The following is a 25,029-nucleotide window of genomic DNA, read 5'->3' as shown; positions in this document are numbered from 1 at the left end:
TCTACGAGCCGAGACGAGATCCGTCCTTCTTCCACGCTGCAACTACCGACGGGCGTGGCTGTGCTGAACCGCCGTCGGGCCAATGGGATGCGGGGCTTTCGATGCTGGCGTCGTCGGTCTCGCCGGGGTGCTGGACGCAGACGATGACGCGCTTCTCGTCCACAATCGGTCCGCAGGTTTCGGCGCCGACGGGGACGGTGAGAAACTGCTTTGTCTCACCCCGATTTTCGCCTTCGAGGACAACACTGAACAGTCCGTCGTTGGACTTGAGGGCGTTGCCGTCGGTGGAGATCCACAGGTTTCCGTGCGGGTCGAAGGCAAGGTTGTCCGGGCACGAGATGGGACTGACCTTGCTCTTGTCGAATCCACCGAAGTAGGTATCGGCTGTGGCTGGATCTCCGCAGACGAGAAGCAGATTCCAGCCGAAGGTGGTGCCGGCGTGGTCGTCGGTGATTTCGAGGACCTGGCCGTTCTTGTTGTTGTTACGTGGGTTCGCCTCGTCGGCCGCTGCGCCGCCGTCGACGCCGCGCTTGGTGTTGTTGGTCAGTGCGACGTAAACCTTGCCACTCTTCGGGTTTGCCTCGAAGTCCTCGGGGCGGTCCATCTTCGTTGCCCCGACCTTGTCGCCGGCCTGGCGGGTGAAGACGGCTACCTCTTCGGCGCTCATGCCGTCGACCAGCGATTCACCCTTGCCGTCTTCGCCGGTGCGCAGGATGGCTACCCATTCGCCGCTTCCGTCGAACTTGCCGTCCGAGGGGAGCTTGCCGCTGCCGTCGATCTCACCGGCAGAGTTTCCGCTGAGCTTTGCGACGTACAGCGTTCCGGCGTCGAGCAGAGTCATGTTGTGACGCATGGCTGCTTGACTCTTGCCGTCCTGCATCTTTCGGCTGGAGACGAACTTGTACATGTAGTCGAAGCGCTCGTCGTCGCCGCTGTAGGCGACGACGGTGCCGTCCGACGTGATGTAAATGGTGGCGGCTTCGTGCTTGAAACGTCCGAGCGCTGTGTGCTTGATCGGAGTCGACGACGGATCCCAGGGATCGATCTCGACGACGTATCCGAATCGGTTGACCTCGTTGGGTTCTGCGACCAGATCGAACCGCTTGTCGAAGCGTTCCCACTTGCGCTCGGAAGCGGCGCCGGCAAGACCGTAGCGCTTCAGTCGCGCTCCGACCGTGGGATCGGTGACACCCTCGGCGTTCGCGAAGTACTGGTTGAAGTTCTCTTCGCCAGAAAGCACTGTGCCCCAGGGCGTGACGCCGCCGGCGCAGTTGTTGAGGGTGCCGAGCACTTTGGTTCCGGTGGGATCGGCGCTCGTCTTGAGGAAGTCGCTACCGGCAGCGGGGCCGGTCACGACAAATTCCGTGGTTCCGGTGATGCGGCGGTTGTTCGATCCGATCTCGGGCACCAGCTTGCCGTTGTCGGATTCTCCCTTGACCTGGACGACCGACAATCCGTGGCTGGCCAGGCCGATCTTGAACTGCTCCTCGGTCGGGTTCTCCGCATCGTAGCCGCGGAACATCGCGGGCTCGGTGGAGTATTCGTGGTTGACCACGAGTAGGTAGGTGTTGGGCTGCCCGTCGACCGGAAGCAATCCGGCGAAGTCGTTGTTGAATCCGAACTGCAGTTCCTGCGCTGCTGCAGTCTGTTTGTCGAAGTCGAAGGCCGGGGCACCGGCGAGAACGGCGTCACCCCAACGAATCACGACGGCCTGATCGTATCCGTCAGGGACGGTGACCTTGTCTTCTTTGTTGGGAGCGACAGCGCTGAAGTTCGTTCCCGCCGGTGTCGATCCGCTGCTGCTGCCACTCGTCGAACCGGTTCCCGTTTCGGCACTTGCAGATTCGTCCGAACACGCGACGAGGGCGCTACCAGCTCCCACCGCGAGGACCGCCATGCCGCTGCCCCGAAGCATGCCGCGACGAGTCAGTGCCGTGCGTGCGATGTCGCGGAAGTACTCGCCGCCCGAGGTGTTGGGGGCCTCGTGAGAGCACGCATTTCCGCACTTGTACTGGCAGGTGATCGACGCGCGTGCAGACACACCGTCGTGTTTGACGAACAAGGCCAAAGGCTTGATAGCCACCGTGAACTCCCGAGATTCGATGTACGGACTTCGGGAACCGTAGAAGCTCTAAGCGAGGGTAAAGGAACGTCAAAATGAACAGTAAAACAACGAGTCGACCCTTACCTGCAATTTGCGACGCGTCCCGGCGGGAACCTCGCATGACATTTGTCATCGCCGATCCATGACGGTGTCACCGCAGGTGATGACGCTGTGCACTGTTTTCGTGGCGGACTTCCCGCGAGGCTTGGAGGCATGAGAGAACCACATGAGGGAAGCCTCCTGACGGACCTGATGGATATCGGACCCGCACCCACGATGGGCCGCGAACTTGTAGTGATCGTCGTGAACATCGCGATCATCGGAGTGGTGTTCGCGATCATCGGTTCCAATCCGGTGTTCTGGATTCTTGTTGCCGCTCTCGCTGTCTACGCGGGTATTCGATTCGCGATCGGACTGCGCGCCTGGAACCGAGAGGAGGCGCAGCGATGAAGGGCGATCCCGTGATCGACGTTGTCGGAATGTCGCGGCGTTACGGCTCCGGTAAGGAGGCATTCGATGCTGTTCGCAATCTGGATCTGAGTGTTCAGGAAGGCGAGCTGTTCGGCCTCCTCGGAACAAATGGTGCCGGCAAGACGTCCACTCTCGAAGTAATTCAAGGTCTTTCACGAGCCAGTGCCGGTACGGTGCGCGTTCTGGGCATGGATCCGGTGCGCAACCGCAAGCAGATTCGCCCGTCGCTTGGCATCATGCTCCAGAAGGGTGGCTTGCCTCAAGACCTGACTGCTCGTGAGAGTTTGGCGATGTGGGCCGGGACGTGCTCGAATCCGCTTCCCGTCGACGAGGTGCTCGAGCGCGTGGACATGCGTGACCGTGGGGAGACCCGCGTGAAGTTCCTCTCGGGCGGTGAAGCGCGGCGACTGGATCTGGCGTGCGCGATCATCGGTCGGCCACTCGTCCTGTTTCTCGACGAACCGACTACTGGTTTGGATCCCGAAAGTCGTCGTAACACTTGGCAATTGATCGCTGATTTGAAAGCGTCGGGCGTCACCATCATGTTGACGACGCACTACCTGGACGAAGCCGAGTCCTTGTGCGACCAATTGGCGATCATGCACCGTGGGGCGGTGGTGCGTAGCGGTACCGTGGCGGACGTCGTCGCGGATCATCCTGCTCAGATCAAACTGCACCGTCCAGGTCTTCCGCTCCCCGCCCTGGTCGGCGCCGAGATACGCGTCGAAAACGATCTTGTGGTCATCACGACTCGTACAGTCCAGGAGACCCTGACGGAACTGCTGCTGTGGGCGCAGCACAACAACATCCTGCTGACCGGCTTGGATGCCCGCGCGGCATCCCTGGAGACCGTATTCCTCTCCATTGCAGACCAATTCGATCATCACGCAACTCTCGAAGGAGTGTCGGCATGAACCGCATAGCAACCTTGTCTCGTTCGGAGTTCACGCTCCTGGGACGAAATCGACTGTTGCTCTTCAACGCAATCGTTCTCCCGTTGATCTTTCCCGTGGGAATGCTGTATCTGTCGCGAGATGGCGGGCTGTCGGACAAGTCGGTGTCGGCAGGCCTCGAGGTGTTTGCGCTCTTCCTTCTCGTTTTTGTGGTCTTCTACAACCTCCTGTCGGTGTATGCGACGCGTCGTGACGAGTTGGTTCTCAAGCGACTACGCACCGGGGAATGCAGCGATGCCGAGATCCTTGCGGGCCCGGCAGTGCCGTCGTGGGTTCTCACCGGCCTGTTGACGGTGGTCATCGGAATTGCCGTGATGGTTCTCGGCGGAAGTGCTCCGGTCAATCCGGTGCTGGTGCTGGTCGCGGTGATCGGCGGCGCTGCGCTCTTCACCGCGCTGGCGTTGATCACTTCGGCTGTCACTCGGAACGCAGAGGCGGCGCAGATCACCTGCATGCCGATTCTGATTCTGGCGACGGCAGGTATGTCTTCGATCAGGAACGTCGTGCCGGACAACGTTGCTCGCATTCTCGATTTCACTCCGCTGGCCGCGATAGTCGACCTTCTCAATCTTGGATGGCTGGGGAGAACCACTGGCGAACTGGCCGATCTGGGCGATGCGCCCGGTGCTGCGGCCGGATTTGTCGACACCTTCGGTTCGGCTGGGCAACCGCTGTTGGTCATGCTGGCGTGGATCGTCGGTTCGGTTCTGATTGCGAACGTCCACTTCCGCTGGGAACCGCGTTCGTAGAACTCTGAGAAGGTAGTGGGCATGATCGCGCAGAACTTCGGACGCTGGAATCCGAGACGGACATGGCGAACCGCGTCGAACGTCGACAAGGTACGTCTCTACACGCGGCAGTCGTTCATCATGTTCGCCTTCGTCTTCGGTGGCTTCGGTACGTTCACCGAGATCGTGACGGATCGGTATCTGTCGGGGGCATTCCTGGGAATCAGTGCGATTGCGTGCGCCGTCGCCGTGTCCCGGATGCCTGATCTGGGCGGGATCGTGGCGAAGCCCGTCCAGATTCCTCTTGCCGTGATGACGTTGTCGGCGTTCTGCTCGGCGGGAATTGCCTTGGGAAGCAATGCCGAGAACGGCCCGTACTTCTGGCTGGCGGCAATCCTTGTCGTTCCCCTTGCGGGGTTGACGTCGTTGCGCTGGTTGATCGTGGGTTCGGTGGCCGCCGGGGTTGTACTGGGCCTGCTTGCGGGTCCGGAAAGTGGAGTGTCCGTCGGAATCGTCGCTGGCTTCATGGGGCTGACCGTCTACATGTCGGTGTGGCTGCTTCGCATGGTCACCGAATTGGACGAGGCACGCGGAGCCGCCGCCGCTCTGTCCGTCGCCGAGGAGCGGTTGCGATTTTCGCGCGATCTCCATGACGTCGTCGGGCGGGCACTGTCTGCAATTGCTGTGAAAAGTGAACTTGCAGCCACTCTTTCACGACGCGGCGACGATCGTGCCGCCGCGCAGATGGACGAAGTGCGCGAACTTGCGCAAGATTCACTCGACGAAGCGCGCGAGTTGGTTCGCGGATACCGGTCCATCGCCTTGGCGTCCGAGCTGGCCGGTGCGCAGTCTCTGCTCGAGGCCGCCGGAATCTCCACCGCGATACGTGGATCGGCAGATCAACTGCCGGTGGGACTGGCCGAAGCCGCTGCCTGGGTCGTCCGTGAAGGCGTGACCAACATTCTCCGGCACTCCAGTGCCGAGAATTGCAGCATCGAGGTGTTGGCGGACGGTGTCGTGATCGCCAACGACGGCGCACGTATCGCAGAGCCGAACAACGGAACCGGCCTGAACGGATTGCGCGAGCGCGTCGGCGCCGTCGGAGGAACTGTCGAAACCGTGCAGGACGAAGATCGCTTCACCCTCACCGCCCACTTTCCGTCCCGAACGAAGGAGTCTCGGTGACCGAGCCGATCAAGGTACTGCTGGCTGACGACGAGAACCTGATCCGCTCGGCTCTGGCCATGATGTTGTCGCTCGAGGACGACATCGTTGTCGTGGCGGAAGCCGAATCCGGCGAGGATGCCGTGATCGCTGCTGCAAAGCATCAACCTGACGTAGCCGTGCTCGACCTTCAGATGGCGGGTATCGACGGCATCGAGACAGCGCAGCAGATTGCGCAGACGGTCTCGGGGTGCGTCTCGATCATCGTGACGAGCCACGGGCGTCCTGGGTACCTGAAGAAGGCACTGTCAGCAGGTGTCCGCGGATTTCTACCGAAGACGACGCCTGCGGCGACGCTCGCCGAGGTGGTCCGCAGCGTCCATGCCGGTGGGAGGTACGTCGACCCGTCGTTGGCTGCCGAGGCGATCGGCGCCGGCGACTCACCGCTTACTCCGCGCGAGGCGGACGTACTCGAGTACGCGGCCGACGGGGCATCCATCGAGCAGATCGCTTCCCGGGCACACCTGTCTGCGGGTACCACCCGAAACTATTTGTCGTCAGCTGTCACCAAACTCGGTGCTGCGAATCGGCACGAGGCTGCAGTGATCGCCCGCCGGCAGGGGTGGATTTAGGGCCTCCGGCCCCCGTGCGCCTTTCTGGTTGCGGGCACTACCAAAAAGGCGCACAGGGCCGAAGGCCCCGCGATGTCGAGAATCCCCGACTTGCTTCGTCCCTGTAGTGACGTGCGACCAGAATGGGTGGCACCGACACAGAGGAGATTCACGATGGCCAAGTACTTGCTGCTCAAGCACTACCGCGGCGCTCCGGCTGCAGTCAACGACGTGCCGATGGACCAGTGGACACCGGACGAGATCACGGCCCACGTGAAGTACATGCAGGACTTCGCGGATCGGCTCGAGGGGACGGGCGAATTCGTCGACGGTCAGGCTCTCGCTCCTGAGGGCACCTTTGTCCGGTACGACGGTGAGGGTCGCCCGCCGGTCACCGACGGCCCGTTCGCGGAAACCAAGGACCTCATTGCCGGCTGGATGGTGATCGACGTCGACAACTACGACCGAGCTGTCGAATTGGCCGGGGAGCTCTCGGCCGCGCCCGGCGCAGGCGGGAAGCCGATTCACGAATGGCTCGAACTGCGCCCGTTCCTGACCGAGCCGCCGACCATCACGGACTGACGACTCTCATGGACGACGCCCTGCTTCGAAGTCTGACTCCGAGCGTGCTCGGCATCCTCGTCCGCCGCGGAGCAGATTTCGCGTCGGCCGAGGACGCCGTGCAGGACGCTCTGCTCGAGGCGGTCAGGGCCTGGCCGGACAACCCGCCGAGGGATCCCAAGGGCTGGCTGGTCACAGTGGCCTGGCGGCGGTTCCTCGACGGGATCCGGTCGGATGCGGCTCGTCGCAAGCGGGAGTTTCTGGTTGACGAGCAGCCAGGCGAGCGGCCGGTCAGCGGGTCGGTGCCGGGCGTGGACGACACACTCCAGCTCTACTTTCTGTGCGCTCACCCGTCGTTGACGCCGTCGTCTGCCGTTGCACTCACGCTGCGCGCTGTCGGCGGGCTGACCACTCGCCAGATTGCGCAGGCCTACCTGGTGCCCGAAGCGACGATGGCTCAGCGCATCAGCCGAGCCAAGCGCACGGTCTCCGGCGTGCGGTTCGACCAACCCGGCGATGTCGCCACCGTTCTGCGCGTTCTCTATCTGGTCTTCAACGAGGGGTACTCCGGCGACGTCGACCTGGCTGCCGAGGCCATCAGGCTCACCCTGCAGCTCGCCGCTGCGATCGATCATCCCGAGGTGGCGGGGTTGCTCGCTCTGATGCTGCTTCATCACGCTCGCCGCGCCGCGCGCACTGCCGCGGACGGCAGCCTGGTTCCGCTAGCGGAGCAGAATCGCAGCCGGTGGGACACCGATTCGATTGCCGAAGGAGTCGTGATCCTCCAGGCAGCTCTCGCTCGCGACCGGCTCGGTGAGTTCCAGGCCCAGGCCGCGATTGCTGCGCTCCACGCCGACGCTCTCACAGCAGACGAGACCGACTGGGTGCAGATAGTGGAGTGGTACGACGAACTCGCAGCCCTGACCGACAGCCCGATCGTCCGGCTCAACCGAGCGGTGGCCGTCGGCGAGGCGGACGGACCACGCGCCGGCTTGGCAGCTCTTGCAGCGCTGGATGATTCACTTCCGCGCCATGCCGCAGTCGAGGCCTATCTCCGTGAGCGCGACGGAGACCTGGTGACGGCGGCGAGGTTGTATGCCGATGCAGCGCACAAGGCATCCAACCTCGCCGAACGTGACCATCTGATGCTTCAGGCGTCCAGGATCAACGCCCGTCGATCTCGCGCAAGCACGCCCGAGTCAGAGAACCTGTGACAGGAACGCCTGCAGTCGATCGGTTTCGGGATCGTCGAAAAGCTGCTCAGGAGTTCCGGTTTCGACGACGGCGCCACGATCCATGAAGAGCACCTTGTCGGACACCGAGCGAGCGAAGCCCATTTCGTGCGTCACGACGACCATGGTCATGCCGGACTTCGCCAGGTCGGCCATCAACGCCAGAACGCCCTTGACCAGCTCGGGGTCCAGAGCCGACGTCGCCTCGTCGAAGAACATGACCTCGGGCTTCATCGCCAAGGCGCGGGCAATGGCGACGCGCTGCTGCTGACCTCCCGAAAGGTTGCCGGGCCGCGAGTCGGCCTTCTCCTTGAGCCCCACCAGATCCAGCTGCTCGAGTGCGAGCGCCCGAGCTTGCTCCTTGGACAACCCCTTGAGCTTGTTCGGCCCCAGTGCGATGTTCTCGGCGACGGTCTTGTGCGGGAACAGGTTGAAGTGCTGGAACACCATGCCGATTCGCTGGCGAAGCTCGTCCGGGTTGTCCTTCAAGACGGACTTCCCGTCGAGCAGTACGTCACCCTGCTCGGGCTCGTGCAGACGGTTCAGCACCCGCAGGAGCGTCGACTTGCCCGAACCGGAGGGCCCGATGACGGTGACGGTGTTTCCGGCGTCGACGTGCAGGTTGACGCCGCGAAGCACCTTGTTGGTGCCGAAGGACAGATGCAGGTCCTTGCCGGTGAGCGATACGGACTTCAGTTCAGAGCTGGTGGTCATATCCTCAGCCCCTTTCCACGACGATGGCCTGCTCGAGCGGATCCAACGTGCCTGAAGTGTCGGCGCGTCCGGTCCGGAGCCGGTTGTCGATGTAGTTGACGAGGTGCGTCAGCGGGATGGTCAGAGCAAGGTAGAACAAGCCTGCCGCAACGAGCGGGGACAGGCTTCCGGTCTGGGCGTTGAGGTCACGTCCGACGGCAAAGAGTTCCCGCTGGGTGACGAGGAGACCGAGGAAGTAGATCAGCGACGAGTCCTTGATCAGCGAGATGAACTGGTTCATCAACGCCGGCAGAACGCGTCGTACACCCTGCGGGATGACGACCAGCGACATGGACTTTCGGTAGCTGAAACCGAGGGCACGGGAAGCCTCGAGCTGCCCGGACTCGACGCTCTGGATACCGGATCTGAAGATCTCACCGATGTACGCCGACGCGAGCAGCGACAGCGCCGCGACACCCAGCCAGTACGGATTGCTGCCGGTGATTCCCTTGACGATCGGTCCGACGCCGAGCCCGATGATCAAGATGATGACGACGGCGGGCAGGCCACGGAAGATGTCGGTGTAGACGCGGGCCGGCCAGCGCAGCCAACGGGTGCGCGAGATACCGGCCACAGCGAGCAGCATGCCGAGGATCGTGCCGATGATGCCCGACGCGAGCGCGAGGATCAGGGTGTTGGGCAGACCGGTCTTGAGGAGATCGGGGAATGCCTTCTTGTACAGATCCCAGTCGAAGAACGTGTCCTTGAGCTGTTCGAGCGTCGACTTCGGTTGGTACGACGCGGTATCTCCACCGTCGCCGTTGGCCGCGTTTTCTGCTGCGAGGGCTGCGAAGTCGGGCAGCTCCGGGGTGGCCGCGGCCTTGGATCCGGGCTTCCAGCCTTCGGGGAGTTGGCGCGGTACCCAGTCGGCGTACAGCTGAGACCAGGTTCCGTCGTCGATGACTGCGTCGAGGCCCGAGTTGAGGGCGTCGATCAGCGGCTGGTTCTCCTTGTTCACCGCCCAGCCGACGAAGTTGTTGACCGAGAAGGTGTTCTGGATGATCGAGGTCGGATCACCGGGAGCGATTGCGCCTTCGGCCTGCTGAGACGGAGCTACCCAGGCGTCGATCTGGCCGGACTTGAGGTTCGCGTACGCCGTGGCGTAGTCGGGGAACTTCACGGGATCGAGCTTGAGCGTGTTCACGACGTAGTCGTCCTGAACGGTTCCCTGCACGACGCCGATGCGCTTGGACGCGTCCAGGTCGCCGAAGCCGGTGATGGCGCTGCCGTTAGGTACGACGAGGGAGAAGTATCCGAAGTCGTAGCCGTTGGTGAAGCCGACGGTGTTGCGACGGTCGTCTGTGGTGGTGATGGACGACGAGCCGACGTCGAAGCGTCGGCCGGCAACCTGGGCGAGGAGACCGGCGAACTCGGTGCCGACGAACTCGACCTTCAGGCCCAGCTTGTCCGCGACGGCTTTCAGCAGCTCGTTGTCGTATCCGGTGTACTGATTCTCGGAGTTGACGCAGATGCTCGGGGGCGCGTCACCGAGCGTGCCGACCGTGATGACCCCGGGTTTGATCAAGTTCAGCTTCGAGGTGTCGATCTGATCGACCGGGGTGACGGTGGCCGTAGTGTAGCGGTCTTCGGCGCCCGCACCCGCTGCCGCGTCCAGATTGGTGGGCGCCGCGGTTGCGGCTCCCACTCCAGGAGGTGCGCACAGGTCTGTGGGGGCTGCCGACGAATCCGAGCCACTCGAGCACGATGACAGAGTCAGCGCCAGGAGGGCAGTGAGGAGCAGTGCCACCACCAGGCGGATCTTCGCTGCGACGGAAGAAAACATGCGTGCAGCGTAAACCTAAGGGTAGCCATTTCTCCGTGTAGAACTGTTGACAGTTTGCGGACAAGCGGCCGTTGCGCTGCGGGCATGCATTCAAATCAGCGTGATTTTAAGTATCGCCAGGTCGGAGAATCTCGTGCTGAAGAGATCGGCGTCAGCGGACGGGTGCGAGTTCGACGCCCGACGGAGGTACCAGGCGACGCAGCGTCCCGTCGAACCCGGTGACGTAGAGCGCCCAGCCGTCGCCGTCCTGTCCTATACGCACTGAACTCGGTCCGGTCCACCCATTCGAAAGACCCGAAGCGACGACGCAGGACGCGCCGGTTTCAGGGTTTACGCGATAGATCGAGCCTTCGACGTGAGCTGCGGCGTAGAGCATTCCATCCTGCGACATGGTCAAATCGTCGAGGCCGGGTATCAGGCTCGGGACCGTCGCTACAACTGTCCACGAGTCAGGGGTATCCAAGGGGACCCGGATGATCTGACCGGTGAACAGATCATCTGTGTACACGGCTCGCTGATCCGGACTGAGTGCGAGTCCCTCCGAACGCGGCACTGCAGACCAATTGGGTACGACGGTTCCGGAGTCGTGGTCATAGCGCGACACACCCTTCGACTGGCCGCCTTCTGTTCCGACCCACGTGGTCAGTAGATCGCCGTCGGGTAGGCGGAGCAGGCCGTTGCCCGCGAAGTCGACGGGTGCGGACAGCTGATCCGTCGTGGTGTCCAGGTGCCACAGCTTGCCGTCCTGTCTGGTGAGGAAGGACAGCCTCGAACCATCGAGTTGCAAACCGCCAGGGGCAGCCATGCCGTCGAGGACAGTTCGCACCTGCCCTGCGGCGTCGACGTGATAGATCTTCGACTCGCCGGAGAGGTAGAACCCGCCGTTGTCATCGGCCTCGAGGTTTTCGAGCTGCTCCAACCCTTGCGCTACGGTTTCGACCCGCCACTCGCCGCACATCGGCGCGACTGTCCAGGTGGCCCCCGCCGGCGTAGCTGCGGCCACGGTCCCGGCTGCGATCGCCGCGACGATCAACAACGCCTGAGTTCGGTTGCGTGATACCCCCATTGCGCACAACTTACGGCAAACCGGACCAATATCAAACGGTCTGGTCGGTATAGCCGACGCCCAGGGGGTCGCTCCAGGTGGTCCACACGTCTGGCCCGAGTTCGATCTCGGCTGTGGTGAGTAGGCAGGCATCGAGTTCATCGTGAAGCCGAGCCCGATCGATGGCTTGGCCGATGAAGACGAGTTCTTGTCGGCAGTCTCCGACGGGTTCTTCCCACTTGTCGAGGATCCCGTCGCGACGGTACTCGTCGGCGGGCCAATGGTCGTGGGGCAGGAATTTCCACCAACGGCCGACGTATCCGTGGCGAATGAGATGCCCGGCTTGAGAAATACTCCCGATCTCGGTGAACCGACCGGCATTCCAGTAGTAGCCCTTGGCGCGAAGTAGCTTCCCGTTGGTCCACTCGCTGCTCAGGAATTCGTGTAGCCGTTGGGGGTGGAAGGGCGCGCGCTCGCGGTACACCACCGAACTGATTCCGTACTCTTCGGTTTCGGGGATGTGTTCACCCTGGAGTTCTTGTAGCCATCCGGGGGCCTGTGCAGCTTTCTCGAGCGAGAACAAACCGGTATCGAGAATCGTGTCGAGTGGGATGCGGCCAAGCGTCATCGGCACTATCGCGGCAGTGGCATTCAAAGATCGTAGGACCGCGGTCAGCTCGATCAGATGCTCCCGCGAGACCAGATCGGCCTTGCTCACCAGGATCACATCGGCGAATTCGATCTGATCGACAAGCAGATCCGCGATGTCTCGTTCGTCTTCCGGGGCATCGGCTTCGACTCGGCCCCCTGTGGCGTAATCCTGGAGAAAACTGTGGCCGTCGACGACGGTGACCATGGTGTCGAGCCGGGCGATGTCAGCCAGAGCGTGACCGTCGGTGTCGATGAAGGTAAACGTTTCGGCGACGGGAAGCGGTTCGGAGATGCCCGAAGATTCGATGAGCAGATAGTCGAATCGGCCGTCGGCGGCCAAGGCGCTGATCTCGGAGAGAAGATCCTCTCGCAGAGTGCAGCAGATGCAGCCGTTGGTCATCTCGACCAGCTTCTCCTGGGATCGACTCAGCGAGATCTCGCGTTCGACTTCCGCACTGTCGATGTTGATTTCGCTCATGTCGTTGACGATCACCGCGACTCGACGACCCTCCCGATTGCGCAGGATCTCGTTGAGTAGCGTCGTCTTCCCGGCGCCCAGGAAACCTGACAGCACCGTGACCGGAAGTCGTGTGTCGACCATGATTTCCAGTGTCCTTCCGAATGAGTGAATCGCTGTGGGCAGACGGCGGTCATGCGAAGCGCTGTGATCGCATGACCGCCGACCGGCATTGCTGGAAGATCAGGCCGCCGGCTCGAGGTAACCCTCGAAGAGGTCGACCACCACGCTCCCGCCATCGGTGTCGCTGCCGAACAGTTCCTCCGCAGCGAACGTCACGTGGTAGGTGGGCTCTTCGCCGGCGTCGTTGCGGCCGTGACCGATTGCGTCGGGGAACGGCCACTTCTCGGTGGTCCGATGAGAGACAGTTCCCACCCGTCCACGGCAGTAAGCAGGCATTCGAATATGCCCGGGAACGTATTCGTCTCGCACACGTACTCGCTGACCGACCTCGAAGGTGGTTGTGTCGGTGCGAGCCGGTCGGCCTTCGGATTCGCTGGGCCGTGAGAGTGGGAACGGGCCTCCCGCAAGGCTTTCGAGCTCGTCCTGCGTCAGGATTCCCTTTTCGACCATCAGAGCCGCGACGCCGATGACGTACCTCTCGTAGTACGGGGTCATCATGTAGTGGCGGGGCTCCATCCGCTCGACGACGTATCGAACTTCGTCGACGCTGAATGCTCCGAGTTCGGCGACGCCGGCGAACATCAGGCTGTACGGAAGGTGTTCCCATTCCGCGTGAAAGGTGGGGCCGATGTCGGCGTTGACGGTATGCGGGACTTTGCCGAAGCCTTGAACTCCGGCAAGATCGTGTACTCCATCCATGGTGTGCTTCCTTCTTGTCGGGGTGATCAGACGGTGGGAACCTGCGGGATTGCAACCCCGATCAGGCAGTCCTTGGTGACGATTTCCTGCAGTTGTTCCTGGTTCCAGCCTTCGGTGCCGGCGGGACGCTGCGGGAGGACCATGTAGCGAGTTTCGGCGGTGGTGTCGTAGACGCGGATCTCGATGCCCGACGCGATCTCGGTTCCCATCTCGGAGAGAACCTTCCGTGGTTCACGCACCACGCGCGCACGGTATTCGAAGCTCTTGTACCAGGTAGGTGGCAGACCGAGGATGGGCCACGCGGTGCATGAACACAGCGAGCACACGATCACGTTCTTGAGTGTCGGGGTGTCTTCGACTGCCACGATGTATTCGCCCTGGGGGCCCAGGTATCCGTACTGGGCAACCGCGGCGGTACCGTCGGTGAGAAGCAGCTGCCGGAACTCGGGGTCGGTCCATGCGCGCGCTACCAATTCCGCTCCGCGCCTTGGACTGAAGTCCTCCTCGAAGGTCTTCTTCCATCCCTCGACGTAACCGTCGGGTACCAATCCCTTGCCGTCGAGTGCGCGGAACAGTGCCCACGCCCGGTCGGAGACCGGCGCCTGGGCCGGTGCGGCGTTCTCCGTTGTGTGGTCGATCGTTACTGACATCTGGTTCACCTTTTCTATGCGGGCTGATCATGTGTGAATCGGTGGAATTCGTTGTGCAAGTGCGGATACAGAACTAGGTGAGGCTGAGTTGTGATGCAGAATCGGAGGTGCGGTATGCAGGCGTCGGAAACGCGCCGCGAAGCTTTTCGAATGCGCGCCCGACCCGGAGGACCGTCGCATCGTCGAAGGTCTTGCCGGTGATCATCATTCCGACCGGAAGCCCGTTTACCAGGCCGGCCGGAACGGACAAGGACGGATGTCCGGTCACGTCGAATGGTGCTGTGTTGGAGATCATCCCGAGAGCCTTCGTGATGAAGGTGGCGCGGTCCACGTCCTTTGCCGGCAACTCGGATGCGACGTAGGGCACTGTGGGCATCACCAGGACGTCGAACTGTCTCAAGGCAGTGTCGTAGGCGGCGCGGGCGAGCGGCACCAGGTTGCGCGCTTTGCCGTAGCTCGCGCCACCGAGGGAGGTGATGCCGTGGTGGCCGGTCAGGGCCACCAGTTTGACGGTTTCGGACAGAGCGTCGGCGTGCTGAATGCGTCGAGAAGCAAAGTGTGCCATCAGTTCCGGATCGTACAAACCCTCCGCGTTCATGCCGTATCCGCTGCCGTCGAGCATCTGGTAGGCGCCACCGTCAGTGGCGATCACGTTCCAGATATGGAAAGCATGCAGGTGCCACGGGATGCTTACTTCCTCTACTGTGCAGCCGATTTCGCTCAGACTGTGTGCCGCTGCGCGGACTGCGTCGTCGACCTCGGGTTGTGAGACCGCGTGCCCGAAACCTTCTCGAACGATCCCGATTCGCAGGCCGTCCACATCGGAGTCGAGGGTGGACAGATAGTCACTCGCTTCGACACTGTCCGGCTGACGTGGGTCGTTGCCGTCGCGGCCGGCGATAACCGAGAGCATGAGTGCGGCATCGTGGACCGTGCGTGTGATCGGGCCGAGATGGTCGATTGTTCGCTCGATGGGAAATGCACCGGTATACGGGACGAGCCCGAACGTCGGCTTGTGTCCGACGACGCCGCAGAATGCCGCCGGGATTCGGATCGATCCGCCTTGATCCCCGCCGATGGCAAAATCGACGTCACCGTTTGCGACGAGAGCTGCACTGCCACCGGATGATCCACCTGCTTCGCGCTGTGGGTCCCATGGATTGCGGACCGGTCCGCTTGCCGGCGTGAAGCTCGAACCGGAGAAACACAGGTCCTCACACACAGCTTTGCCCGCGACAGTTGCACCGGCCGCCAGTAGTCGAGTGACCACAGTCGCGTCGCGAGACGGAGTGAATCCCTCTACTGTCCGAGATCCGTTCATCATCGGAACTCCGGCCACGGTCACGTTGTCCTTGATCGCCACGCGTCGGCCGGTCAGGACGCCGTCCGACGTCGGCGGGATGCTGGTGGTCACATACCAAGCGCTCAAAGGGTTTTCGCTCGCAGTTGGCACCGCGTGCTCGCGTGACGTGGTCGGCGGGGTTGCCTCGTCGGCGTACAACTGGTCGACGACGTCGTAGGAGCCCAGTGCTCTGTCGATCAGTGCCGGCCACTCGAGCCGGGCTGTTTTGTCGAGAGTGATGCCGTAATGCCTTGCGGCGGCGTCTATTGCTTTGTCGTCAGGTCGGATTGTCGCCATGAGAAGTGTGCTCCTGATGTGATCGGCTTCACTTGTTGCTCAGACTAGGGCCAGATCTGCAATTGCGTCAATAGGTATCGACATATTGACTCGTTAAGTTCGGGTTACGCGCGCTCAGAGAGAGCGGGGGTACAGGCGCCCGCGGCGTGATTCAGCGATCAGAATCGGCCGATGCAGTGGAACTTCGTTGCCTGTGGAGCTTTTCGACGTAGTGACGAGCTGCCGAAGCACGGTTTCGGGATCGCCGATCGACGTTGTCCGGGCTGCGCGGGCGTAAGCCACGATCGCTTCGTACGTTGTCTCCGACAGAGAGCTCAGCGGAGGTAGGAGGTCGTTCGAGCTTGCGCTGTATCGCTTTTCGAGGTCGTGATTGCCGGCTGCGGTTTGAAAGTAGCCGAATGCCGCCCAGACTCCGTCGGCGTCGGAATTGCCGATGAGTTGTTGAGTGGCTTCGTCGAGGACCAGTGCAAAGGTGCGCGTGGTGGCTCGCAGTCCCTGCTGGGCGCATTGTCTTTCGAAGAAGACCTCGTCGTGACCGACCAGGGAGGAAAGTATCAGTTCGGCGCCGGAGTCGGCTATCGACTCGATGACGCGTGAGAAGTCAGTTGTCCCCAACGGTACGTAGGCTTCACCGGCTACCGATCCGGCGGATTCGGCAATCACGCGCCGGGCCGCCCAATGTGCTCCGAACGACCAAGAGTACTGCTGCCCGACCAGGAACCAAGTGCGAGAATCAGTTTCGGACATCATTGCGGGTATGCCCGCTCGCGTCTGGTCGAGTGGTCGCTCCCCCAAGCGGAGAACCCCTGGACGCGATCGACCTCCTTCGTTGAGAACTGTGTGCACCAACAGCACACCGGTGTTCTGCAAGGCAGATGCAGCGGCATTGAAGGTTGACGAGGTCACACACGCGAAAACTGCGCGGCATCCGCTCTTCACCAGTCGTAGTGCGGTCGCCGCTCCGGCCGCGGAGTCGGAAGCATCGTCGCCTATCACCAAATCGACGACAACACCCCCGATACCGCCGTCGGCGTTGATCTGTTCGACAGCCAGTGCGGCGAGTGTCTCTGTGGCCTGCGCGAATACAGCTGCCGAGCCGGATTTGCTGACCAGCAGTCCAATGCGATGGCGGTCGGAGCGCGGCGGCTCGGGCGGGGCAAATCCACGCTTGTTCGCAAGCCAGGAAATGCCGTCCTGATCGAGGCTGGATTCGAGAACGATCCGGGTCCCGGTGCCGTCGGGAAAGAACCGGATCGTCAGGCGGCCGCGCCACGGTTGGTGGTGCACGATCATTACCGATCGGCCCCGCTTCACGCCGGCGACGTATCCCAACAGCGTGATCGGCATTCCGGCTAGATCTGCGCGTGCGCCGTCGCCTACGGGAAGGGAGATGGCGACAGCGGCCCCGACCGTCAGTTGCTCACATTCGAGTTCGAGCAGTTGCCCAGTTTCGAGGCGCTCGAAGGCTGACCCTGGTGGGTCGGTTGTCACGATCTGTGCCGTTACGGAGAGACCTGGCACGTTCTACTTCCTGCCTGAAATAGATGCTGGGGCTCAAACAGGGCCTCACGCCCGGCGACGCTCCGACGCGACGTCGGAATCCTCAGTCGCCGTGGTCGGTGAGTCGGAGGAGTTCGAACCGGCTTCCAATGCTCGCCCGAGGACGTCGCGCAGGAACTGGAGTGCATCGTTGGCCGGCCCCGCCGGATCGATCGAGAACAAGCGATGACGTCCTTGACGTCGTTCGACGATCACTCCGGACAGCCGCAGCGCCTTGAGATGTGTGGATACCGTGGTGCGACCGACTGTCGAAATCTGATCGCTGATGAAGCCTGCGTTGCACTCGCCGTGGGTAGCCAGAGTGTCGAGAATCTGTCGACGCACTTGGTCGGCCAGCACAGCAAATGCCAACTCTTCGTTTCGTTGAGTAGTCACTGTCTGCTGTCCGCGCTTCCTCGATGGCCTCTATTGGGATATGTCGACACTCGTCAACATATCTCGAGTTGCCTCCGAGGGAAAGAACGTGGCCGAATGCTCTGGCGTTTACGTTCAGTGTTCGGCGGTGGTCACCGCGTCGCGCAGCATTCCGGTGCCGGGATGACAATTGATGTACTCGTACAGCTGATCGCCGGCGTCGAACACCGAGACCTCGTGGTAGAGGCGCAATTTCGACAGACCCGCGGCAACTCGGAAGAATGTCGTGAAGATCCGCAGATGGGTCGGGTGGGATTCCGACCACCGCTCGAGTTGGTCGAGCGAGGCCCAGTGGCCGATGTTGTAGCTCAGGTCGAGGAAGTTTCCGTCGATGTCGATGTTGCGTACGAATCGGTTGCTGTAACACCCGACGGCAGGGCCGTTGTCGCGGAGGAAATCCATGCCCGATTGAAGAGTGGGCAAAATTTCGTCCAGGTAGAGGCTGCGCTCGTCTGCTTTCGCGTCGGCCCAGTCCTGCCCGGACCGGATCAGTGCGATGTTGTCGTGCCCCCGCACTACTACGCGTCCGCCCGCGGCGGGGTCACCGGCTACGACCCGTAGTTCGCCCGAGGCCTGCATCCAGTCGGTCTGGGAGATCGGAAATCGCTCGCGCATCGAACCCCAGTAGCCGTGCTCGTTGATCTCGCCGCTGACACCGTCCATGACGGCTCCCACTCCGGGGAGATCGTCCTGGAACGCGTAGAGCGTTTCGAATTGTTCGGCTCGTGGTGCCACGATCTCTCGGAAGAACCCCAATCCGTCGGACAAGCGGTCATCGGACTCCCACCAGGATGCCACTGGAGTCGACTTGCTCCAACGATGTTGGGACGAAACATCTTTCCAGTACCCGACCACGATCAGATTCTCGTAGCCCTGGTTGTCGATGTGGTGGGTCAGATCGTGGTGTGCCGGTCCGTCCGGCAAGTCGAAGCCGGCGACGATATCCCGCATTGCCTGCAGTGCTGCCGAGCGCTGATCCTCGCCGCGGAACTGCACGCCGAGATAGCCCATCACGACCTGGTGCAATGTGTCGTCCGCACGCCCGACCCACATGGGAAATGGTGGCGAATAGGTATCCGGAACGCGCCTGGTCAGCGTGCGCGGGCATTGAAGGTGTTCACCGATTGCAGATTCCATGAGTGCTCCCTGTGATGTAGGTGGTCGGATCGGGTGCCTGGCACTTGGCAACGCCGTGCCGAAAATCTACGCCCGCGAGGCCGAGCAAACTTGGCCGTCAGCGCCCGATACTTGGCCTACCGCGCCGAGAATTGTGGATAGGCGTCGGCGACAGAACGTTTTGAACATCATGTTGAATGGGTAAGTGTCCGATGATGTTACAGATCAGCGGGCAGTGCTTGTGGGGGCCACTGCTTGCGACCGGTATCGCCGCGGGCTGATCCCGAACTCCGCCTTGAATGCGCGACTGAAGGCGGCCAGGTCGGTGAATCCCCAGCGGTGAGAAATCTGGGTCAGCGACCGCTCTACACCGTGGCGTTGCACGATCTCACGACGGCAACCGTCGAGTCGACGGCTGCGAATCGAACGCGACACCGTTGTGCCGTGTTCGGCGAAGGCTCGGTGCAACTGGCGAATGGAGACTTTGACTGATCCCGCGATGTCCACCGGAGACAGGGCCGGGTCAGCGATGCGGGCGTCTATGACGGACAGAGCGGATTCGTACAGGCCAGTTCGCCGGGAGACGATCGGACGCGCGGTTGCGTGAAGAACCGACTTGACCAGGCTGCCGATCTCGTTGACGACTTCCTCTTCGTCTCCGCTCGCGTCGGACGTCATGCGGACGGAGGCAAGATCGTGAAGAAAGCGACCCAGCAGGCCACTCAGGCCCGCGTGTCCGTCGAAGGCAATGGCGGTCAAGCTCGTGACCTCCGCGTCGCTGAGTGACAGGTACGACCGTGGCCAGGTGAACACCTCGAGTCCCCAGATGCCGTCGTGTGCGTGTCCCTCGATCTGCCAATCGAAGGGGCGCGTGGTGTCGTACAGGACGTAGTCGCCACGTCGTAGGACGCATTCGCGGTCGTCTTGCCGCACTACCGCGCTACCGCGGCGGATCATGCCGATTTGCAGATAGTCCGCACCGTCGCTCTTGATCAGGCTGCTGCTACGGACTATTCGTTGTTCCATCGATTGAACTGCGGACACCCGAACGTGTGCGAGTTGGGCCGAGTGCACGGCCCCGCTGAATCCATCGCCGTCTTCGATATCGGATACGTCGAGCGCGACAAAGTGCTCACGCAACAAATCTGCCCAGTCGCCCGTGAGAGTCGTGCGTGTGGGCAGGGAGAAGCCGGATCGCGCGAGCATTGCAGGGCGCCTCCTCGCAGAAAAGCAGAAGTTCTCGGGTGCTCGATGTTCAGAGAGTAATCCCGCACATCGGACATGTCGATAGGAGTCGACATGTCATCGCGTTGGGAGAAATTGTTTGCCATACAAACAACGCCGAGTTATTGTTTGTCATACAAACAAGTAGGAGTTCGTGATGGTCACCGAGTCAGTTCCCGCAGCGCGCGCCACGCGTGAGTCGGGCAAGCAGACGCGCATGGCACTGTTCAACGCTGCAACCGAGCTCTTCCTCGAGCACGGCGACAGCGTGTCCATCGCGCAGATCTGCACCGCCGCCGGCGCCCATCCCAACCAGGTGACCTACTACTACGGCTCAAAAGAGAAGCTCTTCGTCGAGGTGGCGTGTGCAGCCGTTCTGCGCGCAGGCAAGCGTGCCGAGGTCGATGCCGCCGACGCCGACACCGTGGGCGACTACACCGAGAAGCTGGTCGGATCACTCCTCGGCTCGGGCGCTCCCAGCGTCGAGCTGTTCGTGGAAGCGATGATGATGACGGGTCGCCGTGGTGAACTCCGCGATCTGATCTCCGAGACGCTTCGCACTCTTCATTCCTCGGGCGAAACAGCCCTCCTCCGTACCTTGATCCGCACCGGCTGGCAGCTGCGCGCGGGCATCGACGTCGAATCCAAGGCCTTCTGGTCTGCGATCTTCGGCCTCGTCATTCAGAAGACTGCCACCGGCGAAAGCTTCGGTTACTCCCTCGAGGAGGCGGTCGCCGTCATCTTCGCCACTCTCCAGATACCCGACGCCGTACTCAACAGCTCGATGGAATGAACTCTCTTCGAGCGTGATTCTCCGACAAGGACTTCGATGAACATCGTTCGCGTATTCGACAGCAACGTCACCAAGACCCCGGACAAACCCTTCCTGATATTCGACGGTCACGATCACACGTACTCCCAGGTTCAGGACGGAAGTCGACGCGCCGCAGGCTATTTGCAGTCGCTGGGCGTGCAGCCGGGCGACCGCGTCGCGCTGATGTGTTACAACACTCCGGGATTCGTGTACGCGATGCTCGGTGCCTGGCGCTTGGGCGCCGTCGTGGTCCCCATCAACCACAAGATGCAGACTCCGGAAGTTGCCTACGTGCTGGGACACGCGAAGGTGTCGGTGTGCGTCTTCGACGGTGAGTTGGCGCCGGTTGTCGGTCGACTGGAGACAACGGCCAAGCTGATCAGCACGGACTCTGTCGCAGACGGTTTCGACTTCTTCGACGACGCCATCACCCGCCAGGAGGGCGTTGACGGTATCGACATCGACGAGAACGATCCGGCTGAAATCCTCTACACCTCGGGGACTACCGGCTCGCCCAAGGGCTGCGTCCACAGCCACCGCAACGTCGTCGGTGTTGCCGTCACCGCTGCCCTCGCCGTGTCGACGACTCGGGACGAGCGACTGCTCATGGCCGTCCCGATCTGGCACGCTTCCCCGCTCAACAACTGGTTCATGTCCACGCTCTACATGGGCGGAACCGTCGTGCTGCTGCGCGAGTACCATCCCGTCAAATTCCTGGAAACTGTTCAGGAACAACGTATTACCCTCTGCTTCGGCCCGCCGGTCATCTACACCACTGCACTCAACCTCGTGTCGAACTTTGCCGATTACAACCTCGGAAGCGTTCGTGCGTGGTTGTACGGCGGCGGACCGATCGGCGCGGATGTCGCTCGGCGACTGGTGGAGTCGTACGGCACCACCGAATTCCGGCAGGTCTACGGCATGACCGAGACCGGGCCAGTGGGCACTGTGCTGTACCCCGAGGAGCAGTTGAGTAAGGCGGGCTCGATCGGCCGCGTCGCGCTGGCCGGCGTCGACCTGCGCCTGGTTGCCGATGACGGCACCGACGCGGAGCCCGATCAGATCGGCGAGATCTGGCTGCGCGCCGACACCGTCATGCAGGGGTACCTCGACGACCCCGCTGCCACGAAGGCTGCTTTTGCCGACGGAGGTTGGTATCGCACCGGCGATCTGGCGCGCAAGGATGCGGACGGTTACCTCTTCATCGTCGACCGCGCGAAGGACATGATCATCACGGGCGGTGAGAACGTCTACTCCAAGGAGGTCGAGGACGTGATCTCCGGCCACCCGGACGTCGTCGACGTCGCCGTTGTCGGAAAACCCAACGAAGAATGGGGCGAGACCGTCGTCGCGCACGTCGTCTGGCGTGAACCGGATGTCATCAGCGCCGACGACATCAAGGACTACCTCTCGGACAAGTTGGCGCGCTACAAGATTCCGCGTGAAGTGGTGTTCGCGACGATTCTTCCGCGTACACCAACCGGCAAGATCCAGAAGCACCTCATCCGCGCAGCGAGCTGAAAGGCCTGTCATGACTGATATTTCCGAGAAGACTGTCTCCGAGAACACCGTCACCCACCCGGCGCCGCATCGCACCCATGCAGTGCTCAACCAGTCGGTACCGCGCACGGACGTCAACGAGTTCCAGCTCGATACTGTCCTGGCCGAAGGCGTCGCGCGCCACGACGCCGATTGGGCCACAAGCGAACTCACCGACATCGGTGAACTGGTCGGCAGTGCCGGGTTCCAGCACGACGCCGAGCTGGCCAACACGGTGATCCCAGAATTGAAGACCTTCGATCGCTGGGGAAACCGCATCGACGAGGTCGAATACCATCCGTCGTATCACCGGATCATCTCTGCCGCCGTTGCGCACGGTGCTCACACCTCTGCCTGGGCTGATCCGAAGCCGGGTGCCAACGTGGCTCGGGCCGCGGCATTCATGCTTTTCTCCCAGGTCGAACCGGGTCACGCATGCCCAATCTCCATGACGCACGCCGTGATCCCCTCGCTCGAGCTGCAGCCAGATGTAGCCGCTCTCTGGACCCCGCGCGCCCTTTCTCGGAGCTACACCCCCGAGTTGGACGCTCCCGGAAAGGCATCCGCGATCTTCGGAATGTCGATGACGGAAAAGCAGGGCGGCTCCGACGTGCGAGCCAACACGACCATCGCCAAGCCGGCCGGACGTGGCGGTCCGGGTGCGGACTACCTGCTCACCGGACACAAGTGGTTCTGCTCGGCGCCGATGTCCGACGCCTTCCTGGTTCTCGCTCAGGCCGAAGGTGCGGCCGGCGAGGGACTTTCCTGCTTCCTTCTTCCCCGCATCCTGCCTGACGGCACACGTAACGTTTTCCGTATCCAACGTCTGAAGAACAAGCTGGGCAACAAGTCCAACGCATCGTCCGAGATCGAACTCGACGGCACCGTCGGCACCATGATCGGCGAACCGGGCCGTGGTGTGCGGACCATCATCGAAATGGTGTCCCAGACGCGACTCGACTGCATTCTCGGCAGCACGGCGGGTATGCGTCAGTCGGTGGCCGAAGCGGTGTGGCACGCGCGGCACCGCAGCGCTTTCGGTGCCGTCCTGGCAGATCAGCCGGCAATGACGTCGGTACTTGCCGATCTGGCTCTCGAATCCGAAGCCGCGACCATCACCGCACTGCGATTGGCTCGCGCCCAGGACGAGGACGCAGACGAGCAGGAGAAGGCTTTCCGCCGACTCGCGACAGCCGTTGCGAAGTACTGGATCTGCAAGCGCGGTCCGCACCACTCCTACGAAGCCCTCGAATGCCTGGGCGGCAACGGTTACACCGAGGACTTCCCGCTTGCCCGTCGCTACCGTGAGCAGCCCGTCATGGCTGTGTGGGAGGGGTCAGGCAACGTCATCGCGCTCGATGTCCTGCGCGCGATGACCCGTGAACCCGATTCCGTAGCCGCCTTCGACCACGAGATCAACCTCGCTCGCGGGAACAACCCGGTCCTCGATCAGCACCTCGATCGGGTGCGACGCCAACTCGGTGAGCTCGCCACGATGGCACCCGCCGACGCCCAGCTCCGCGCTCGGACCGTCGTCGAGGCTATGGCGTTGGCACTTCAAGCCTCGCTCATGGTGCGCCACTCCCCGGCCGCTTCGTCCGATGCGTTCATTGCCGCTCGCCTCGGCGCTGACCGTGGTCACGAGTACGGAACTCTTCCTGTAGGAACCGATTTCGCGGGAATTCTCGCGAGAGCCTAAGGCTGCTCCCTCAGCACCCTGGTGACGGTGTGCACTGCCGGCGTCGGATTGTTCGGTCGCCACGCCATCGCGATTTTCAGCGTGGGCGTGGCCCCGGCGATCGGCAGGTACACGACCCCGTCCATGGACAGATGCGCCGTCGACTCCACGACGACGGCGATCCCGACCCCCGCTCCGACCATGGCCAACAGGCTGTACGGATCGGGGGCTTCGTGCGCGACGGTGGGCGTGAAACCTGCTGTGGCGCAAACGGACAACGTCGCATCGCGCACCACCGAGCCGTGCTCGGCGGGATACATCACGAATCGTTCGGTTGCCAGGTCTTCCGGTGACACAGAGTCATGGGTACTGAGGTGATGCCTGGCCGGAACCGCGACCATCAAGGTTTCCTCGCGCACTGTGTGTGTCTCGAATCCGCGCGGAATGGGCAGGCCGACGATACCCATGTCGAGGGTTCCGCGGCGGAGAGCCTCGAGTACTTCACCCGAATACATCTGCGGCCGTAGATCCAACTCGATTCCCGGATGGGAGTCGGCCAAGGACCGTGTGAGTGCCGACAGCACCGTGTATCCGCCCGTTCCGCCGAAACCCACTGTGACACGGCCCGTCTCGCCAGTCGACGCGGCCGATGCGATATCTCTGACGAGGGCGATCTGCGCTTCGATGATCCGTGCGGGCGTGACCAAGGCTTCGCCGGCGGCGGTCAGTTGCACTGATCTGGTGGTCCGGACAAACAGGTCGGTGCCGAGTTCGCGCTCGAGCGCGCGAATGGTCTGGCTGAGCGGGGACTGCCCGATGTGGAGTCGCTCGGCAGCGCGGCCGAAATGAAGTTCGTCGGCGACTGCGAGAAACGCGCGCAGTTGACGCAGTTCCACGTCGCTACTCCCGTCATTCATTATGTGGTTTGCCCACATAAATGAGTCGAACTAAGTCTTGGACTCTACATGGATTTCGGACGATAGTGATTCACGCCTCACAT

Annotated in this window: 23 protein-coding genes; 10 read left to right on the top strand and 13 right to left on the bottom strand. The window is 62.3% G+C overall.

Annotated features, from left to right (window positions below; genetic code table 11):
* Window position 1: 1 nt before the first annotated feature.
* Window positions 2-2,083, bottom strand: coding sequence for a PhoX family phosphatase (locus R4P65_RS14670; RefSeq protein WP_317827055.1), 2,082 nt, complete (start codon window positions 2,081-2,083; stop codon window positions 2-4).
* A gap of 234 nt (window positions 2,084-2,317) precedes the next feature.
* Between R4P65_RS14670 and R4P65_RS14665 the strand changes: the two genes are divergently transcribed.
* The 7 genes from R4P65_RS14665 to R4P65_RS14635 all read left to right on the top strand — a co-directional run bounded on the left by R4P65_RS14665 (window position 2,318) and on the right by R4P65_RS14635 (window position 7,806).
* A complete protein-coding gene (locus tag R4P65_RS14665; RefSeq protein WP_317827054.1) occupies window positions 2,318-2,554 on the top strand; it encodes a hypothetical protein in 237 nt (78 codons plus the stop codon).
* Window positions 2,551-3,489: an ABC transporter ATP-binding protein gene (locus R4P65_RS14660; RefSeq protein WP_317827053.1), complete on the top strand. Its 939-nt coding sequence runs from the start codon at window positions 2,551-2,553 to the stop codon at window positions 3,487-3,489. The genes R4P65_RS14665 and R4P65_RS14660 overlap by 4 nt, the downstream gene beginning before the upstream one ends.
* Window positions 3,486-4,277: an ABC transporter permease gene (locus R4P65_RS14655; RefSeq protein WP_317827052.1), complete on the top strand. Its 792-nt coding sequence runs from the start codon at window positions 3,486-3,488 to the stop codon at window positions 4,275-4,277. The genes R4P65_RS14660 and R4P65_RS14655 overlap by 4 nt, the downstream gene beginning before the upstream one ends.
* Before the next feature lie 21 nt (window positions 4,278-4,298).
* On the top strand, window positions 4,299-5,441 hold the full coding sequence (locus R4P65_RS14650) for a sensor histidine kinase (protein WP_317827051.1): 1,143 nt from the start codon (window positions 4,299-4,301) through the stop codon (window positions 5,439-5,441).
* The gene (locus R4P65_RS14645) at window positions 5,438-6,052 is read left to right on the top strand and encodes a response regulator transcription factor (RefSeq protein ID WP_308371631.1); all 615 of its coding nucleotides are present in this window, start codon (window positions 5,438-5,440) and stop codon (window positions 6,050-6,052) included. Before R4P65_RS14650 ends, R4P65_RS14645 begins: the two co-directional genes overlap by 4 nt.
* Window positions 6,053-6,205: 153 nt before the next feature.
* Window positions 6,206-6,613 (top strand): YciI family protein, encoded by a 408-nt coding sequence (locus tag R4P65_RS14640; RefSeq protein ID WP_230817763.1) that lies wholly within the window; start codon window positions 6,206-6,208, stop codon window positions 6,611-6,613.
* Window positions 6,614-6,621: 8 nt separating this feature from the next.
* On the top strand, window positions 6,622-7,806 hold the full coding sequence (locus R4P65_RS14635; protein ID WP_317827137.1) for an RNA polymerase sigma factor: 1,185 nt from the start codon (window positions 6,622-6,624) through the stop codon (window positions 7,804-7,806).
* On the opposite strand, the gene R4P65_RS14630 is transcribed toward R4P65_RS14635, so the two are convergent.
* The 11 genes from R4P65_RS14630 to R4P65_RS14580 form a co-directional block, all read right to left on the bottom strand.
* Window positions 7,792-8,538, bottom strand: a complete 747-nt coding sequence (locus R4P65_RS14630) for an amino acid ABC transporter ATP-binding protein (protein ID WP_020909781.1) — start codon at window positions 8,536-8,538, stop codon at window positions 7,792-7,794. The genes R4P65_RS14635 and R4P65_RS14630 overlap by 15 nt on opposite strands.
* A gap of 4 nt (window positions 8,539-8,542) precedes the next feature.
* Window positions 8,543-10,360 carry an ABC transporter substrate-binding protein/permease gene (locus R4P65_RS14625; RefSeq protein WP_317827050.1) on the bottom strand — a complete coding sequence of 606 codons (1,818 nt, stop codon included), beginning with the start codon at window positions 10,358-10,360 and terminating at the stop codon, window positions 8,543-8,545.
* A 151-nt stretch (window positions 10,361-10,511) separates the two neighbouring features.
* Complete coding sequence (locus R4P65_RS14620; RefSeq protein ID WP_317827049.1) at window positions 10,512-11,426, bottom strand: SMP-30/gluconolactonase/LRE family protein; 915 nt, start codon at window positions 11,424-11,426, stop codon at window positions 10,512-10,514.
* A gap of 31 nt (window positions 11,427-11,457) precedes the next feature.
* Entirely contained in the window at window positions 11,458-12,657 is a 1,200-nt protein-coding gene (gene zigA / locus R4P65_RS14615; RefSeq protein WP_317827048.1) for a zinc metallochaperone GTPase ZigA, read from the bottom strand.
* A 99-nt stretch (window positions 12,658-12,756) separates the two neighbouring features.
* Window positions 12,757-13,395 (bottom strand): nitrile hydratase subunit beta, encoded by a 639-nt coding sequence (gene nthB / locus R4P65_RS14610; RefSeq protein ID WP_317827047.1) that lies wholly within the window; start codon window positions 13,393-13,395, stop codon window positions 12,757-12,759.
* 26 nt (window positions 13,396-13,421) lie between these two features.
* Complete coding sequence (nthA, locus tag R4P65_RS14605; RefSeq protein ID WP_317827046.1) at window positions 13,422-14,045, bottom strand: nitrile hydratase subunit alpha; 624 nt, start codon at window positions 14,043-14,045, stop codon at window positions 13,422-13,424.
* Between the two features lie 73 nt (window positions 14,046-14,118).
* The gene (locus R4P65_RS14600) at window positions 14,119-15,684 is read right to left on the bottom strand and encodes an amidase (protein ID WP_317827045.1); all 1,566 of its coding nucleotides are present in this window, start codon (window positions 15,682-15,684) and stop codon (window positions 14,119-14,121) included.
* Window positions 15,685-15,798: 114 nt separating this feature from the next.
* Window positions 15,799-17,205, bottom strand: coding sequence for a substrate-binding protein (locus R4P65_RS14595; protein WP_317827044.1), 1,407 nt, complete (start codon window positions 17,203-17,205; stop codon window positions 15,799-15,801).
* Window positions 17,206-17,250: 45 nt separating this feature from the next.
* Window positions 17,251-17,619: an ArsR/SmtB family transcription factor gene (locus R4P65_RS14590; protein ID WP_230817753.1), complete on the bottom strand. Its 369-nt coding sequence runs from the start codon at window positions 17,617-17,619 to the stop codon at window positions 17,251-17,253.
* 114 nt (window positions 17,620-17,733) lie between these two features.
* Complete coding sequence (locus tag R4P65_RS14585; protein WP_317827043.1) at window positions 17,734-18,795, bottom strand: phenylacetaldoxime dehydratase family protein; 1,062 nt, start codon at window positions 18,793-18,795, stop codon at window positions 17,734-17,736.
* A 204-nt stretch (window positions 18,796-18,999) separates the two neighbouring features.
* Complete coding sequence (locus R4P65_RS14580; protein WP_317827042.1) at window positions 19,000-19,980, bottom strand: helix-turn-helix domain-containing protein; 981 nt, start codon at window positions 19,978-19,980, stop codon at window positions 19,000-19,002.
* A 175-nt stretch (window positions 19,981-20,155) separates the two neighbouring features.
* On the opposite strand from R4P65_RS14580, the gene R4P65_RS14575 reads away from it, so the two are divergent.
* The 3 genes from R4P65_RS14575 to R4P65_RS14565 are packed head-to-tail and all read left to right on the top strand — an operon-like array spanning window position 20,156 to window position 24,050.
* Entirely contained in the window at window positions 20,156-20,791 is a 636-nt protein-coding gene (locus R4P65_RS14575) for a TetR/AcrR family transcriptional regulator C-terminal domain-containing protein (protein ID WP_007735239.1), read from the top strand.
* Window positions 20,792-20,827: 36 nt separating this feature from the next.
* Window positions 20,828-22,333, top strand: coding sequence for a class I adenylate-forming enzyme family protein (locus R4P65_RS14570; protein WP_080909408.1), 1,506 nt, complete (start codon window positions 20,828-20,830; stop codon window positions 22,331-22,333).
* Window positions 22,334-22,343: 10 nt separating this feature from the next.
* Complete coding sequence (locus tag R4P65_RS14565) at window positions 22,344-24,050, top strand: acyl-CoA dehydrogenase family protein (RefSeq protein WP_317827041.1); 1,707 nt, start codon at window positions 22,344-22,346, stop codon at window positions 24,048-24,050.
* Here the strand turns inward: R4P65_RS14565 and R4P65_RS14560 are convergent.
* Window positions 24,047-24,925 carry a LysR family transcriptional regulator gene (locus R4P65_RS14560; RefSeq protein WP_317827040.1) on the bottom strand — a complete coding sequence of 293 codons (879 nt, stop codon included), beginning with the start codon at window positions 24,923-24,925 and terminating at the stop codon, window positions 24,047-24,049. The two genes, R4P65_RS14565 and R4P65_RS14560, sit on opposite strands and share 4 nt — an antisense overlap.
* Between the last annotated feature and the right edge of the window lie 104 nt (window positions 24,926-25,029).

Source organism: Rhodococcus sp. IEGM 1318 (genome assembly GCF_033142465.1).
GTDB lineage: Bacteria > Actinomycetota > Actinomycetes > Mycobacteriales > Mycobacteriaceae > Rhodococcus_F > Rhodococcus_F qingshengii_B.
This window is presented reverse-complemented; position numbering and strand designations above follow the sequence as displayed.

Coding starts and splice junctions, on each gene's coding strand:
- R4P65_RS14565 (WP_317827041.1), top strand. CDS start 22,344: ATGACTGATATTTCCGAGAAGACTGTCTCCGAGAACACCGTCACCCAC.
- R4P65_RS14620 (WP_317827049.1), bottom strand. CDS start 11,426: ATGGGGGTATCACGCAACCGAACTCAGGCGTTGTTGATCGTCGCGGCG.
- R4P65_RS14630 (WP_020909781.1), bottom strand. CDS start 8,538: ATGACCACCAGCTCTGAACTGAAGTCCGTATCGCTCACCGGCAAGGAC.
- R4P65_RS14665 (WP_317827054.1), top strand. CDS start 2,318: ATGAGAGAACCACATGAGGGAAGCCTCCTGACGGACCTGATGGATATC.
- zigA (WP_317827048.1), bottom strand. CDS start 12,657: ATGGTCGACACACGACTTCCGGTCACGGTGCTGTCAGGTTTCCTGGGC.
- R4P65_RS14575 (WP_007735239.1), top strand. CDS start 20,156: ATGGTCACCGAGTCAGTTCCCGCAGCGCGCGCCACGCGTGAGTCGGGC.
- R4P65_RS14660 (WP_317827053.1), top strand. CDS start 2,551: ATGAAGGGCGATCCCGTGATCGACGTTGTCGGAATGTCGCGGCGTTAC.
- nthB (WP_317827047.1), bottom strand. CDS start 13,395: ATGGATGGAGTACACGATCTTGCCGGAGTTCAAGGCTTCGGCAAAGTC.
- R4P65_RS14600 (WP_317827045.1), bottom strand. CDS start 15,684: ATGGCGACAATCCGACCTGACGACAAAGCAATAGACGCCGCCGCAAGG.
- R4P65_RS14650 (WP_317827051.1), top strand. CDS start 4,299: ATGATCGCGCAGAACTTCGGACGCTGGAATCCGAGACGGACATGGCGA.
- R4P65_RS14570 (WP_080909408.1), top strand. CDS start 20,828: ATGAACATCGTTCGCGTATTCGACAGCAACGTCACCAAGACCCCGGAC.
- R4P65_RS14580 (WP_317827042.1), bottom strand. CDS start 19,980: ATGCTCGCGCGATCCGGCTTCTCCCTGCCCACACGCACGACTCTCACG.
- R4P65_RS14635 (WP_317827137.1), top strand. CDS start 6,622: ATGGACGACGCCCTGCTTCGAAGTCTGACTCCGAGCGTGCTCGGCATC.
- R4P65_RS14585 (WP_317827043.1), bottom strand. CDS start 18,795: ATGGAATCTGCAATCGGTGAACACCTTCAATGCCCGCGCACGCTGACC.
- nthA (WP_317827046.1), bottom strand. CDS start 14,045: ATGTCAGTAACGATCGACCACACAACGGAGAACGCCGCACCGGCCCAG.
- R4P65_RS14655 (WP_317827052.1), top strand. CDS start 3,486: ATGAACCGCATAGCAACCTTGTCTCGTTCGGAGTTCACGCTCCTGGGA.
- R4P65_RS14640 (WP_230817763.1), top strand. CDS start 6,206: ATGGCCAAGTACTTGCTGCTCAAGCACTACCGCGGCGCTCCGGCTGCA.
- R4P65_RS14625 (WP_317827050.1), bottom strand. CDS start 10,360: ATGTTTTCTTCCGTCGCAGCGAAGATCCGCCTGGTGGTGGCACTGCTC.